The organism is Protofrankia sp. Cj5 (assembly GCF_917627405.1).
Lineage (GTDB): Bacteria > Actinomycetota > Actinomycetes > Frankiales > Frankiaceae > Protofrankia.
Genome location: NZ_CAKJTO010000109.1, coordinates 1 through 14,507, shown reverse-complemented (window position 1 = coordinate 14,507; position 14,507 = coordinate 1). Strand labels below are relative to the sequence as shown.

10 protein-coding genes are annotated in these 14,507 nt (G+C 67.4%); 3 read left to right on the top strand and 7 right to left on the bottom strand.

The window, feature by feature from the left end; translation table 11 throughout:
* Positions 1–769, top strand: a 769-nt coding sequence (locus MJ777_RS18960; RefSeq protein ID WP_239377319.1) for an SAM-dependent methyltransferase, incomplete at its 5' end; no start/stop codon positions are given.
* Between the two features lie 71 nt (positions 770–840).
* Complete coding sequence (locus MJ777_RS18955) at positions 841–3,015, top strand: bifunctional diguanylate cyclase/phosphodiesterase (RefSeq protein WP_239377318.1); 2,175 nt, start codon at positions 841–843, stop codon at positions 3,013–3,015.
* 31 nt (positions 3,016–3,046) lie between these two features.
* Here the strand turns inward: MJ777_RS18955 and MJ777_RS18950 are convergent, their stop codons facing one another.
* The 3 genes from MJ777_RS18950 to MJ777_RS18940 all read right to left on the bottom strand — a co-directional run bounded on the left by MJ777_RS18950 (position 3,047) and on the right by MJ777_RS18940 (position 7,524).
* Positions 3,047–4,387, bottom strand: coding sequence for a cytochrome P450 (locus MJ777_RS18950; RefSeq protein WP_239377317.1), 1,341 nt, complete (start codon positions 4,385–4,387; stop codon positions 3,047–3,049).
* Between the two features lie 14 nt (positions 4,388–4,401).
* Complete coding sequence (locus MJ777_RS18945) at positions 4,402–5,634, bottom strand: ABC transporter substrate-binding protein (RefSeq protein ID WP_239308993.1); 1,233 nt, start codon at positions 5,632–5,634, stop codon at positions 4,402–4,404.
* 630 nt (positions 5,635–6,264) lie between these two features.
* On the bottom strand, positions 6,265–7,524 hold the full coding sequence (locus MJ777_RS18940) for a lamin tail domain-containing protein (protein ID WP_239377316.1): 1,260 nt from the start codon (positions 7,522–7,524) through the stop codon (positions 6,265–6,267).
* An 801-nt stretch (positions 7,525–8,325) separates the two neighbouring features.
* Between MJ777_RS18940 and MJ777_RS18935 the strand changes: the two genes are divergently transcribed.
* Entirely contained in the window at positions 8,326–9,066 is a 741-nt protein-coding gene (locus tag MJ777_RS18935; protein WP_239377315.1) for a hypothetical protein, read from the top strand.
* Positions 9,067–9,131: 65 nt separating this feature from the next.
* Here the strand turns inward: MJ777_RS18935 and MJ777_RS18930 are convergent, their stop codons facing one another.
* The 4 genes from MJ777_RS18930 to MJ777_RS18915 form a co-directional block, all read right to left on the bottom strand.
* Positions 9,132–10,820, bottom strand: coding sequence for a serine/threonine-protein kinase (locus MJ777_RS18930; RefSeq protein WP_239377314.1), 1,689 nt, complete (start codon positions 10,818–10,820; stop codon positions 9,132–9,134).
* Positions 10,821–11,171: 351 nt separating this feature from the next.
* Positions 11,172–12,329, bottom strand: a complete 1,158-nt coding sequence (locus MJ777_RS18925) for a transcriptional regulator (protein ID WP_239377313.1) — start codon at positions 12,327–12,329, stop codon at positions 11,172–11,174.
* Between the two features lie 321 nt (positions 12,330–12,650).
* Positions 12,651–13,556 (bottom strand): ABC transporter permease subunit, encoded by a 906-nt coding sequence (locus MJ777_RS18920; RefSeq protein ID WP_239377312.1) that lies wholly within the window; start codon positions 13,554–13,556, stop codon positions 12,651–12,653.
* Positions 13,553–14,485 (bottom strand): ATP-binding cassette domain-containing protein, encoded by a 933-nt coding sequence (locus tag MJ777_RS18915; RefSeq protein ID WP_370652772.1) that lies wholly within the window; start codon positions 14,483–14,485, stop codon positions 13,553–13,555. Before MJ777_RS18915 ends, MJ777_RS18920 begins: the two co-directional genes overlap by 4 nt.
* Between the last annotated feature and the right edge of the window lie 22 nt (positions 14,486–14,507).

The window sequence follows — 14,507 nt, the reverse complement described above, 5'->3', positions numbered from 1 at the left end:
GGCCTACGACTACGCTCTCGGTGGATCGCACAACTTCGCGGTCGACCGGGAGGCGCTCCGCCGGGCGCGGGAGGTGTTTCCGGATATTGACCTGGTCGCCAGGTCCAACCGGCTCTTCCTGCACCGGGCGGTACGTTTCCTTGCCGGGGAGGCGGGCATCACGCAGTTTTTGGATCTTGGGTCGGGTGTGCCGACAGTTGGCAACGTCCATGAGATCGTCCAACGGGTGAACCGGGACTGCAGAGTGGTCTATGTTGACATCGACCCGATCGCGGTCATCCACTCGAGCATGCTGCTTGCCGATGATCCGCGGGCCACCGTCGTGCAGGCCGACGTGCGCCGGCCGGAGTCGATTCTGACCTCCCGCGCTGTCACCGAATTTTTTGATCTTTCTCAGCCGGTTGCCGTCCTGATGGTTGCCATCCTGCATTACATCGGGGACAGCGACGACCCCGCCGGTATTGTCGATGCCTTCCGGCGGGCTACCGTGCCTGGCAGCTACCTGGCGTTGTCTCACATCAGCCCGGACGAGCGGACCGAAGAGATCGAACAGCTCGAACAGCTCGAACAGCGGTCCCAGGCCGCCCGGACCGGCATCGTTGCCCGTCGTTGCCCGGACATCGCGGCTCTGCTCAAGGGATACGATCTTGTCGACCCCGGTCTTGTCCACGTGCCGATGTGGCGCCCGGACGGGGGAGACGGTACCGCGGATCCGTTCGCCGCGGCCCCGGAACGTTCGACACTTTTCGCGGCGGTGGGATGCCGGTAGCTCATATCCCGGCCCAGAAACGGCCGTACGAGGTGATTTTTGGCCATGTGAAAGGCTCTTGAGGAGTATGTGTGAGGCCATTACACCCGGCTGTCCGTCAGCGGGGCGTCGAACGCTTCGCGCTGGCGTGGGCGCGGGAACTCGTCGATGCGAGCTGTTTGACAATCAATGTGGTTGAGGTCGAGCAGCGGTTACGGGTACTGACCGGCCGGCTTGTCGACGCTCTACTCGCTGAAACGTTCGTGACAGCGCCCGCGGTCATCATCGGCGCCGCCATCATTGAGTACCGCTTTGGTGCGGGCGATGCGCTCGCCTGCAGCATCCGGGCCGTCGGGAACAGGCTGCTCGACGACCTGGAGCTCGATGCGGCAGACGGGTACGCGGCCCGGCTGGTGGCTCTTCAGGCAGGTTTGGCGGACGGGTACACGCAGGCTCTCCGGGAACAGATTCTCGCTGCTCAGGATTCGATCCACCAGGCGGCGCTGTACGCGAGCGATGCCCGGTTCCGGCTGGTCTTTGCCGGCTCCGCGATCGGGATCGCGATCAGCGACGCTGACGGGTCGGTGATTGAGGCCAACGGGGCACTGCTGGAGCTGCTCGGGGTCGGTCCGGCGCAGATACACGGCCGGCGGATCGACGAGTTCGCTCACCCCGAGGATGCCGGGGAGGTACGGGCGGCCTATGGGCACCAACGTGGTGCAGGCCCTGAACGCATCCGGCTGGAGAAGCGGTTCACCGGTGCGGGCGGTGCGGTGCTGTGGGCGGACCTGACCATTTCGTGTCTGCGTGACGACGACGGCCGTTGCCGCGTCCAGTTGTCCATGGTCGTGGACATCACTGAGCGGCACCGGTTGCAGACCCAGTTGCGTTCACAGGCCTTTCATGACCCACTCACCGGCCTGCCGAATCGCGCGTTGCTGCTGGAACGGCTCAGTGACCTCATGGTCGCCGGTTCCGATGACCGGGTCGGAGTGTGTTTCATCGATCTCGATGGCTTCAAGACTGTCAACGACAGCCTCGGCCATGATGTGGGTGACCGGCTGCTCGTTGCGCTCGCGGATCGGCTCAGTAGCACGCTGCCACCGACGCATCTGTTCGCCCGTATGGGTGGTGATGAGTTCGTCGTCGTGGTAGCCGGTTCCACCGGGTCCGCCGATGTGATCGCTGTCGCCGAGCAGGTACTGGCGGAGCTGGCCAGACCGCTACAGGTCGACGGCCACCTGTTGTCGGTCAGCGCGAGCATAGGTGTTGTTGAACGCCCGGTCGCCGACGGTGACCCCCGTGACCTGTTACGGGCCGCGGATATCACGCTGTATCGGGCCAAGTCCGACGGCAAGGGCCGGTGGGCGCTGTTCGACGCCGAGCGCAACGCCCATGAGATCACCCGTCACACCCTTGCCACCATGCTGCCCGGTGCCTTCGAGCAGGACCAGTTCATTCTCGAGTACCAGCCGATCGTGGCACTCGCGGACGACAGCATGGCCGGTGTCGAAGCGTTGGTCCGTTGGCGGCATCCTCGTTTCGGCCTGCTGAGCCCCGGCCTTTTCGTCGATATCGCGGAGGAGACCGGCCTGATCGTGCCGCTCGGCGGACGACTGCTGTACCTGGCTTGTTTGCAGGCCAGGTCTTGGCAGGACCTCAGTCCCGCCCGCCCGTTCGTCAGCGTTAATCTCGCTGCCCGCCAGACCCGTGATCCCCAGCTGGTGGAGCAGGTCCAGCGTGTTCTCGGCGACACCGGGCTGTCCCCCGACCGGCTTCAACTGGAACTCACGGAGAGCGCGTTCATGGGTACGGCCGATGAACCGCTCCGTGCGCTGCGCGCCCTGGCTGACATGGGCGTACGGATCGCCATCGACGATTTCGGTACCGGCTATTCCAACCTTGCCTACTTACGGCGTCTGCCGGTGCACACCCTGAAACTTGCGGGACCCTTCGTTGAAGGCCTTCGATCCAGGCAGAAAGCTGACCCCGATGATGAGAAGATTGTGCAGGCCATGGTTGGGCTGGCGCACTCTCTGCGGCTGACAGTGACCGCTGAGGGAGTCGAAACCACAACACAGGCCGAACGGCTGCGAGCGGTCGACTGTGATACCGCGCAAGGTTACCTTTTCGCACGACCACTACCGCCCGAGGAGATCACTCACCGGCTCACCAGGCGATACCAGGAACGTACCAGTCCGAACAGGTGCGTTCCTGAACGCCCACGCTGGGAGCTGACCTGCGACAATACTCAGACAATCAGGTAGTTTACGGTCGCTGGGAGCGGTCGCCAGCGGATCAGCGGGCACGAACGATCAACGGTACCCGCTTGGGCTGGAGCATCGGCGATCGGCTTGGGCGTACCCGGTGGCCAGGGCTGGGGTGCAGCGTCCAGTGAGCCGTCACTGTTGCCAAAAAGATCATCATTTCTTCCCAGGCGAATGGCTCACCGATGCAGTTTCTGTTGCCCGCGCCGAACGGGAGAAAATATGTGCGCGGCAGTGCCGCCGCGGCGGCACCGCCCCACCGGTCTGGATCGAAGGTGCTGGGCGCGGCGTAGACGGCCGGATCGCGTTGTATGGTCCACACGGAGAACAGCACATGAGATCCCGGTGGAATCCAGTGTTCGCCGAGGGCGACTTCTGTCACAGTCCGTCTGGACAGCAGCCAGGCCGGGGGGTAAAGGCGCAGCGTCTCGGTCAGCACCTGGCGCAGGTAGCCCAGGTTGGCCAAGGTGCTGTGGTCGAGTGACCTGCCGGCCAGGGCTGCGTCCACCTCGTCGGCCAGTCTTCGCTGGATGTCCGGGTGCTGGCTGAGGAGGTGACAGGCCCAGCTCAGCACATCACGCACGGTTTCGACGCCACCCAGGAAAAGGGCCATCGCCTCGTCGCGGATCTGCTGATCGGACAGGCCGGGGCCATCGCCCTGCGCACGGGCGGATAACAGTATGGCCATCAGATTGCCGTCGGTGGCGCCACGCGCGCGGCACTGGGCGATGACATTCGTCAGTATGTCGTCGAGCCGATGCCGGGCGCGGTTGAAGCGGCGGTTGCCTGGGGTGGGCAGCTTCTCCAACCAGCCGATCGGGAAGGCGATGCGCCTGGTCACGCCCTTGAGCAGAACTGGCAGGGCCTCCTCCACCTGGACCGCGACGCTGTTACCGAGATCGGCGGAGAACAGGGCCCGGCATACCACGGCGACCGTGAAAGCATGGATCTCCTGGCCGAACTCGACCACCTGGCCGTCGTGCCACGCGGTGGCGCGTTGTTCGGCGCTCTCCCGCATCTGGTCCGCATAGGCGGCGATCTGCGCTGTGTGGAATGCCGGCTGCATCAACCGGCGGTGTGCCATGTGGGTCGGTTCGGTGGAGTTCAGCAGCCCGTTGCCGAGAAACGGCGCTGACTTCTCGTACCCGATGCCCTTGGCGAACTTGTGGACATCCCTGGTGAGAATCTGGTGCACCCAGGATGGCTCGTTGATGACATAGGCCACGGTCGGTCCGAGGCCGATGGTGACGATGTCACCCCTGCCGCGCAGGGACTCGAAGAAACCACGCGGTTCGGTCAGCATCCGGTGCATGTGCCCGAACAGTGGAAGGCGCCCGGGAGCCGCCGCGACGCCTGTGGGTGTGGCTGGCATTGATGTGCTCTCCCTTATATTTTGCGTCCGCAACGGGCGGTGGGCTCGGGATTGAAGCGGGTACCGTCATCGCTGACTTTGACGAATGACAAGCAGGCGTTCAGTTGACCGGAGTTCGTGGCCATGTCGAGGGGCGCGGGCAGCAGGCCGTTGGCGTTGTAGTCCCGGACCGCTCGAAGGCCGTGGATGAACTGTTGGCGGGTGGGGCAGATGCCGGCTTCCTGCAGCCCGCGGATCATCATATCCGCGGAGATCCAGCCAGACAACGCGCCGCCCTGGACCGGGGGCTGCAGCTGTGGGGCGTACATGTTCATGGCCCGAAGGAACTCCCAGTGTGCGGGGGTGTCCAGCTCGAACGGGGTGTACTCGAGGAAGTAGGAGGTTCCGGCGAGCTGCCGGCCGTACTTCTGCAGCAGGCTCTGGTCGTAGCCGGGTGAGAACGACAGGGTGACCTTCAGCGGTACGCCCGCGTTGCGGGCGCCGATGAGGGCTTGGTCGAGAGCGTCCGGGGCAGTCAGCGCGATCAAGGTGTCAGCACCGCTGGCCTTGATCTGGGCACCGAGGCTGGTCGGGCTGGCTGCAGGGCTGACGTCGGCGGAACCGGCGATCCGGACACCAGCGGTGCGCAGGCTCGTGCTCACGTTCTCCGCGATGGTGCGCATGGTCTCGGAGAACGCGGTCCGTAGGATGAACGCGGTCCGACCGCCCTGGGAAACAGCGTAGTCACCCCAGGTGGTGATGGATCCCGGGCTTGTGAAGCTCAGGTGGGTGAACATGTTGTCGTCGGCGCTCCACACCGGCTCCAGCGCGAGGCCGGTCACCGGAATGCCCTGCTCATGCAGGAACGGTGCGGACCCGGTCGCGGCCCCGGTGGTCTCGATGATCCCGAAGACCCCGTCGTCGTTGATCAGGGAACGGGCGCTGGCGAGGTTCGTGGCGGGATTGGAGGCGTCGTCCCGCCAGGTGTAGGACAGCGTCCGGCCGTTGACCCCGCCGTCCGCGTTGGCCGCGCTCAGCCGCGCGTCCACGCCGGCGCGGAAGGCGTGGAATCCGTCCGCCAGCGGGCCGGTAGCCGGGTAGAGAAAGCCTATTTTAACCTCTTTGTCGGTCACGCCGGGGACCGTGCAGTTCTGGCCTTCCGGGTTGCCGCTGATCGGCGAGGCTCCGCATGCGGCCACCGTCAGTGCGATTGTGGCACGTGCCACGGCGACAGCGATCCGCTGGACGGTTCGGCGCTGTCTGTCCATCTGGGACCTCCTACCAGGAGCACGTTCCGAAGAAGCCGTGGTTCCTGAACGGCGAAACTGCTGAAACAGATATTTACTATCCCGTACCTCTTCAAAAACCATAAAGGGGCTAAAAGGATTAAAAGTTTTAAAAAGCATGAGGTATGAGCCGGCTGTTTCGTGAACGGGCAGCTGAAAGGCCCGTTATTCGGCTGCCATGAAGTCCCGACGCCGTCGTTTGCTGTGCCGTCGCCCGTTTGGGATCATGGATGTGCTGGCGGGCCGGCGGCGCCGATACTGACGGGGTTGGATGCGCTGGAGGGCAGGTCGCCGGCTGGTTTTTTCCAGGTGCGGCGGAACTCTGGGGAAGCCGTCGGGGAGACCGTGGCCGTCTACCGCGGCACGCCCGGCGGACCACCAGCCGCGCTCGAGGGCGCGATCATTGTCCCGCGAGCGGCCGGGACTGTTGGGTGGCGACCGACGAGCCAGGGTACCCGTGCATCGCGCAGCGATGGACGGGAAGCGATGGACGGGGAGGGATGACGCGAGGTGCGTGCCCTGGCCCCGCGACGCCGCGTCCCCTATTGCCGGGCGCTCTGAATGTGACCGTGGGATCGCGCCGGGCTGGCGTGGGGCGTCCGCGGCGTGTGTTCAGCGCCCGAAACAGATGGTGCGTCCTGTTCGGACCTTGTCGGCCTTGTAGGTGACCTGATCGATGGAGACGCCCGCACGGTCGACGAGGAGGAGAGCGTCACCGCGGTTGCCGAGCTGGACCGCTCCCCGGGCTGCGACCTGGATGACGGCTCCGCCGACGAGGGTGCCGGTGAGGTCGTGCCGGCCGCCGGCCGAGTCGAGCAGGCCCCAGCCAGCCAGATCGATCGGGGATGCCGTCGTGTTGAGCAGGGTGACCAGCTCGTGCCCGCGGTCGGCGCCGACCGGGTCGGGCAGCGCGGCCACGATGAGCACGTCGCCTGCGGCGACGGTGTGTGGGTCGGTCGGTGCGCCGGGTGGCGCCGGGTCCGGGCCGATGATGAAGTCCTCGGGCCAGACGGTCAACTGGACGCGGTGTTCCTCGGCGTGGATGACATCGTGCAGGTTGCCCGACTCATGCCGGTCGAGCAGGAACAACGCGTCGTCCCGGTTGACCGTGTCGGTGCGCAGCCACGCGTCGAAGCCGTCGAAGCTGGTGAAGCCGGCCGCGAGGTAGGGCACGATCCGGCGGAACAGTTTGGGCCAGAGCACCAGCTGTTGTAGGTCAGCGAGGTTGGCGATGGTGGCGGCGCCGTTGGGGTCGGCGGTGGCACGCGGCCACAGCCCGGCCGCGTCCCGGGCGGCGCGGGCCGCCCGGGATATCCCGGCCAGGTGGTTGCGCAGGGCTGCCGGCAGGGTGGCGTAGAAGGCCGGGTAGACGTGCCCGGTCGTTAGCAGAGCGGCGTTGACCGACTGGTCGATCAGGGCGTTGTCGGCGAACACCGACGCGCCATCCGGCCCGGGGTGCTCGCCCGGGTAGACGAACGCGATCAGGCGGCCGTTGCCGTCGATGCCGTTGGACAGCACATGGCCGCGCAGACTGTCCTGATCGGCCGACTGCACGTTGTTGGGCAGATCGGGGAAGAAGACGATGTTGGTGAAGCCCAGCAGACGCAACAGTTCGTCCCGGGCCGCGTTTGCGCCGGCCAGCTCCTGATGGGTCTCGCCGAAGTGGGTTTCCAGCGCGTCGATCGCTTCCAGCCGGACGGAGATACCATGGCCGTTGATGCCCGGCGGGCGACCGGACCGGCGTGGCAGCCTCTCAACCAGCGCGGGCGTGTCGGGGAGGAACTTGACCGTGTCGCCGTCCGGTTCCGGCCCTTGGCGCGGCCGGTCGGGATAGCGGATCACAAACCGCCCATGTAGCACCGTGTATGTCATGACCGTCCCCCGATCGCTCAGGACCCGCTGGCATCAGCCCATCCTGACGCGGAGCGTAACGTAGCCGCGTCTGATTCTCCCGAACCGAGACTCAACTTTCCGGTCGGGCAGCCTGGGCGCCAGCCGGCCATGAGCCCAGGTCGCCGGGCCTGAGCCGCCGTCCGGTGGTGAGCTGGTGGGTCATAGCGCGGGGTCGCGGGGTGGCCTACGGCCAGGTCACAGAATTCTCTTGTTGAGAATTCTACATTCTGAGCCAAGAGCACATGGGATCATGCGGGTGGGGCCGGGACGAGACAGCGGACGCGACATCGCAGGATCCCCCCATATAGGCTCCGACCTCGAACCGAGTCCCGCCGGGTGGTCCACCCCCGTGCTGGACCGACGTAACTGCGTTCCGGGTCGCCTGCCACCCCCTGCGCGCCGTGCCCGTGTCCGCCTCGCCCCGGACGGTTCCCAGAAAACCGCGAACGGGGGCTGTGGGCTATCCCCGGAATCCGGGGGTCGCGGACCCGTTTCGTACTGACTGGCTGCTTCCGGCGGGCATCAGTGGGCATCAGCCAAAAGCTCCCACGGCCCCCCGCACCGCTGCGCGTGTTCCACATCCCCGAGTTCGGGGGCACCTTAGCCCGGTCGCGGGGCCGTACACTCCGGCCCGGACGAGGCGTTGAGCTGGGCCGGGGAACGTGCGAGGAGGTAACGGAGCTGGATTCGACGGCATCGGCGGCGCGGGTCGGCACGTCGTCCGGAGAGGTTATCGGGATTCCAGTGGGCGGCCAGCTCGTTTTCGGCCGGGGACCGGACGTGGACGTGATGATTGCGGTCGGACGCGGGCTGTCCCGCCGGGCTGGGCTCATCGCCGCCGTCAACGGCGGCGCATGGGTCGCCAACATCAGCTGTACACATGCGCTCTACACGGTCAGCGACGGTTACCGGATCCGGTTGCCGCGGATGGAGGAGCAAGGCGAGCCGTGCGGCGGATGGTTTCTCCGGGCCGGAACCGTGCTGGTCGGTTCACGGGCAATGCTGGACGAAGGCCAGCCCCTGCGGGTGGCGGTCGGCGCTTCGGCCGAGGACTTCGACCCCACGGCCACCGCCGGCCGGGAACGGGTGCCGGGGCGGCTGGACGACGACTCGACCCTGCTTCCGTTGTATCTGGACCCGAAGACCAAACTGTTCCTGGTGGCGCTGATGTGGTGCCGGCCGTGGCTGATCGACCCGACTCGCACCACGCCACTGCCCCGGACACCGGAGATCGCCCGGGCCGCGCTCGAGGTGACCGACGCGCATTTCGAACTGGAGCGCTTCGACAACGACCCGGCGTTTCGGGACCGGCTCTCCGCCCGGGTCGGCGAGCATCTCAAGGCACTGCGCCACAAGATCACCGAACGTGCTCTGGTCCGCCCCGGCGTCCGGCTGTCCGACGAGGTCGTCGTCGAGGTGCTGTTGGAGAACGCGGTCATCACGCCGGCGGATCTGGCCCGGCTCAATGATCCGGCCTGGTGCTCCCGCCAGGAGGACCTCTGGTGGACCCGGCGGCCGTGACTGGTGCTGCTACCGCCGGCCGGCGGCCACGTCCGCGGGTCCTGGCTGGACGTCCCCGCTGGGCGTCACGGATGGACGTCGAACGAGGCATGCGCGGTGGACCCGTCGGTTGCCGTGGCGACGACGGTGTAATGCCCCGGTGGGATTGGGCCGGTGAAGAACTCGTGCGACTGGTTGATCGTGTAGTTGAAGGTGCCGGCCAGGTCGATCGTCTGCTGATAGCCGGACACCCTGCCACCGGCCAACGCGACCGTGACCAACTGGTTGGGCACCCAGCCGCGCCCATGTACCACGAACCCGGTGGCTCCGTCGCCCATCGGCTGGTTGACCAGCAGCTGCGGCCGTCCGCCGGGACGGTCGGAAGCTCCGGACAGCGGCGGCCCTGGCCCGAGCAGGCGTGGGTCATACCCGTTGTAGGCGTTCTGGGAATTCTGCGTCTGGTTTGCCCGGCTGCTGGATCGAGCGCCCAGGATGCCGCCCGCGATCAGCAGAGCGGCCACCGTGCCTATCGATATTATGATCATGGCGGCCTGGCCGAAACGAGGCTCCTTCGCCGTCGGCGACCGGCCCTCGCCCGCCCGGCCCTTGCCTGGCCGGCGGTTACCTCGCCCGCCCGGCGGAGCGCTTGGCCGCGGCAACTGCCGGGCGGGCAAGGCGAATCGGCGCCGTCCAGCCGCTTCAGCAACGCCGGGCGAGGCGGCCGAGGCAGCGGCTGCGTCCTGTTGCGTGGTGGGTACGGCCATAGCATCCGAAGCGAGCGGGCCTGGGTGGGAAGTGAGCGAGCCGGGGCGGGAGGCGAGGGTGGCGTCCGGGCCGGTCGGCTCGGGGATCCGGGCGGTGGCCTGGGGGCGTTTCCGGTACTCCTGGATCAGGGCCAGGCCCGCCGCCGGCAGTACCGACGGCTCCGAGCCGTGCTCTGTTTCAAGGTCCACATACGGCGCGAGCTCGGCGAGCAGCACCGCCGGAGTGGGCCTGCGCTGCGGATCCCGGTCCAGGCAGGCGGCTACCAGGTCGGTCAGCTCCGGCGGCAGCCCGCTGAGGTCCGGCGGTTCGGTGGCCAGTTGGATCAGGATGTCCATCACAGTTTCCCCACGGTATGGGGCGTGCCCGCTCCCGGCGTACAGCAGCGTGGAGCCGAGCGAGAACACGTCACTCGCGACGGCTACCTGGCGGGTGTTCCGGGCCTGTTCCGGCGCCATGTACGCGGGTGTGCCGACCGCTCCGTGTGTCGAGGTGAGCTGGATTCGCTCCACCGCCCGCGCCACCCCGAAGTCGATCACTCGCGGCCCGTCCAGGGAGACCAGCACATTCGACGGTTTCAGATCCCGGTGCACCAGCCCGGCACCGTGGATCGACTCCAGCGCCTCCGCGCAGCCGGCGGCCAGCCAGCGGACGGCCGGCACCGGCAACGGGCCGCACGCCCGCACCAAGCGGTCCAACGATGGAGCTGGCACGTATGCAGTAGCCAGCCATGGCACGCCGGCGTCCGGATCAGCCGCGACCACGGCAGCCGTGAACACTCCGCTGACCCGCCGTGCCGCCGCCACCTCCTGCGTGAACCGAGCCCGGAAATCCGGTTCTTCGGCGTACTCCGGTTTGATTGTCTTCACCGCAACCAGACGGCCAGCCGCTGACCTGCCTAAATAGACCCGGCCCATGGAGCCGGCCCCGAGCTGGCCCAGTAAGACGTACGAACCGATCCGGTCCGGATCCCGCCCAGACAACGGCCCGAGCAACGCCTGTTGGGCACCCATGCACGTTCTCCTGCTTCCCATCCGGGGATATTGGTGTCCATCATGCCGATTCTCGGGCCGGGGCAGGTTCTCGGCCCGTACCGCGGCTGGAGCCAACCGGCGGAAGCGGTCAGGGCCGGCCCTGCCGGGGGCACGATGTTGAGCACGGTTTTCCTGACAGCCCGGTCGTCGGCCGCATAACGCGGTGCGGTGGCCATTTCGGCCGGCGCGAGCGTGGCGCTGACGCACGGGAGCTCACGCGCGCAGCCATACGTCCCGAAGCGCGCGGGGAAGCCCGGCTTCGCCGATGGGCTGAGCGGGGATCCCGGAGTGCGGCCCGGGGACCGTCAGGCCGCATCGATGTAGGGGTTTTCAGGCCATGAGCACATCACGGTGCCGCCACGCGAGGGCCAGCAGCGCCGCGCCGGCAGCTTGCGTCGGTTCGTGGCGGACGATACGCGCTACGTTCTGTTCACTGAAGGCGATGCCGGGACCGCTGCTGCCGGCAGCCAGTGTCGACAGCACGCGGCCTTCATTGTTGGCCGTGACCAGATTGCCGAACACCTCGTCGAACATGGGCGCGTCGAACACGGCGACGGTGAGGAGGTCGGTGGCGAAGGTGAGTGGGTCGGTGCCCATGCCGAGCACAAACAGCCGCAGCTGGCCGCGGTCGCGAGCGCGGTTCAGGCGGGCGGCGAACGGCCAGGCATCATAGTCGATCGGTAAGAGGTCACTGCCGTAGTTTTCTGGGTTTCCCAGAAGTTCCTCAGAGAACTCGCGGATGCTGGATCGCCACAGGTCGAAATCGTTTCTTTCGTTTCCCGGCGCGGTACCGGATGGCTGGAAGACCCCGACGGGGATCACCTGATACAGCCCGCCGGCGTGGCCGACCGTGGCCGGGTCGCGCCAGTGCAGCAGGAACGATGCCGCGCCGGCCGTCCGGTCGACGCGGAGCGTCAGCGTGCTGATCGCCATGTTCGTCGAGCGGGCGGTGAGGTCCCACGGTTGCGCGACCGCGGCGCGCAGCGGCGTCCCGCCAAGGCCCAGCGTGTGGGCCGCGTACTCGTGGGCGCACGCTTCGCCGACGTTCAGGGCGTCGAAGTAGCGCCCACGGCCGAACAGCATGCGGCCTCGGCCGCCGGACAGGTCGGCGGCCAGGAGCCGGTACGTGGGCAGGTTGTTGAACACCGCCGGTGCGGCGAGCTCCGCGACGGCGGCGGAGTAGGTGCCGTACCGGGTGCCGTTCGCGCGCAGGGGCCGGACCGGTTCGGAAAGCTGTTCCCTGCCGGTCAGCCCGCGGGCGCCACCGGTCACGTCGAGATGGAGATCGATCGAGTCCAGCGGCAACGGGACGGGTGGCAGCCACCGCTGGTCGGCGAGCAGCGGAGTGCCTGCCACGCGGACGTCCGGCGGGTAGTCATCGGCTGCCGTCACCGCGAGCGTGAAGCGGTGTCTGATCAGGTGGCTGCGGACCCGCAGCCATTCCCGTTCGCTGTCGCTTGGGCCAGAGAGCCGTTCGTCGATCGTCATCCGCTTTGTCCCCGCTCTGCCACTGAGTATGTGCGGCCCGCGGCCCACAGTCCCGCACTACGCCAGGCCTGGATCTGGACACGTCAGCCGGCCGGCGAAGCGGATCAGACTAAAGGATCATTAAGAGCGCCCGGCAATAGGGCGTTCGATCAGGGAGCGGCGTCCGGGTGGATGGATCGCGAGGCGGCGGAGGGAGGCGCCCTGTGTGGGGCGTCGACCGACGAGCCGGGGCACCCGTGCATCGCGCGGCGATGGACGGGGAGCGATGACGCGAGGCGCCGACCGGGCGGCGCGAGCCGGACAGTCCTATTGCCGGAGGCTCTAAATATCCCGGCGCCGAGTGAGCTGGACGCCGATTGTGCCGAAGAGCAGCGTGTATCCAATCATGATTATCAGGCCGGTCCACTGCGGCGGCGCATGGTCGAACGCCTGCCCGGGGGTGGTCATGACCAGCGAGGCGACCGCGGGCGCGATCACGATCGCCCCTTGAACCCACGTATGGTGGTAGGCGTTGTAGATCAGTTCGAAGATGACCGCGACCGCGGCGGTGCCGAGCAGGTAGGCGGCAATGCCGGTGATGACCGAGCCGAGCTGGCTGCGGATGAGGGTGCCGAGTCCCAGGCCGAAGATGGCCCACATGATGAACGCCAGTAGGTTGAGCAGCACCGATCGGACCACGGCCCAGTCGGCCAGTGAAACACCAAGCTGCTGGCTGTGTAGGTAGATCGGGGTGACGATGACATCGATCAGGGTCGACACGAGCCAGAACAGGGCGCCAAAGCAGGCGGCGGCGATGAACTTGGCCACGATGACCGTGCCGCGGCGTGGATTGGCCAGGTAGGTCGCCGTGGCGGTCTGGTGGCTGTACTCGTTGGTCACGACCAGGACACCGATGAGCATCGCGAACAGCACACCGAGGAACTGGCCAGAGGTCATCATGTTGCTGGCGATCGCGGCCTGGCCGGCGTGCGTGTGCGCACGGGCGGCGGTGGCAAGGGCCTGGGCCCTGTCGGCTGGGTCCAGACCAGCGAGTGCCGGGTGCAGGTCGTAGTGGTGGGAGACGCCGTTGCGGAGCAGCGCCTCCGCGGTGACGAGAACGATGCCGATGCTGAACATCCACCACGTGTTCGTGGTGCGTATCTTCATGATTTCGGCGCGGACCCGGTGCATCGGGGCGAAGCCGGTGCGCGGCGCGGCCGCGCTGACGAGGCTGTCGAGCGGGGTCATCGGATCGTGGCCTTGCCTCTGGTGAGTTCGAGGAAGACGTCTTCCAGGCCGGGCCGTTCGGTGACCAGCTGATGCACGACAACACCGGCGCGGGCGGCAGCCTCGCCGACCGCGGTGGCGTCCATGCCGGTGATATGCAGGTCGCCGTTCTCGCGTGTGACAACCACGGCGTCCTCGCCGCATGCGGCGGTCAGCTTCTCGGTGTCGGAGATGCGGACCAGGACGCGGGCGGAATGCGCCATCGAATCCAGCACCGAGTCGACCGTCCCCTGGGCGACCAGCCGGCCGGCGGCGATGATGACCAGGTCGTCGGCAAGCTGCTGCATCTCGGCAAGGAGATGGCTGGAGACCAGCACGGTGCGGCCGTCGGCGGCGAGGGCTTTGAGCAGGTCGCGCATCCAGCGGATACCGTCGGGGTCCAGGCCGTTGGCCGGCTCGTCGAGGATCAGGACCCGCGGGTCGCCGATCAGTGCCGCGGCGATCCCCAGCCGTTGCCGCATGCCCAGCGAGTAGCCCTTGAATGTGCGGCGCCCCGCCGGGGTGAGACCGACGAGTTCGAGGACCTCGTCGGCGCGCTCCAGGGGGATGCCGACGGACTGGCAGATGATCCGCAGATGGTTGCGGCCGGTGCGGCCCCGGTGGGCGGCGCTTGTCTCCAGCAGCCCGCCGACATGGCGCAGCGGCTCCGGCAGGTCGATATAGCGGATGCCGCCGATGGTGGCGGTGCCCGCGGTCGGTGCGGCAAGGCCGAGGATCATGCGTAGTGTCGTGGTCTTCCCCGCGCCGTTGGGGCCCAGGAAACCTGTGACCCGGCCCGGCCGCACGACGAACGACAGGTCGTCCACTGCCGTGACTCCGTTATAACGCTTGGTCAGGCCGGAGACAACGATCTGACCGTCGAACGCCGGGCGCGGTGTTGCCGATCGCACGCCCTTGCCCGAGATCAGCTGC

Coding starts and splice junctions, on each gene's coding strand:
- MJ777_RS18940 (WP_239377316.1), bottom strand. CDS start 7,524: ATGACATACACGGTGCTACATGGGCGGTTTGTGATCCGCTATCCCGAC.
- MJ777_RS18945 (WP_239308993.1), bottom strand. CDS start 5,634: ATGGACAGACAGCGCCGAACCGTCCAGCGGATCGCTGTCGCCGTGGCA.
- MJ777_RS18930 (WP_239377314.1), bottom strand. CDS start 10,820: ATGGGTGCCCAACAGGCGTTGCTCGGGCCGTTGTCTGGGCGGGATCCG.
- MJ777_RS18925 (WP_239377313.1), bottom strand. CDS start 12,329: ATGACGATCGACGAACGGCTCTCTGGCCCAAGCGACAGCGAACGGGAA.
- MJ777_RS18950 (WP_239377317.1), bottom strand. CDS start 4,387: ATGCCAGCCACACCCACAGGCGTCGCGGCGGCTCCCGGGCGCCTTCCA.
- MJ777_RS18920 (WP_239377312.1), bottom strand. CDS start 13,556: ATGACCCCGCTCGACAGCCTCGTCAGCGCGGCCGCGCCGCGCACCGGC.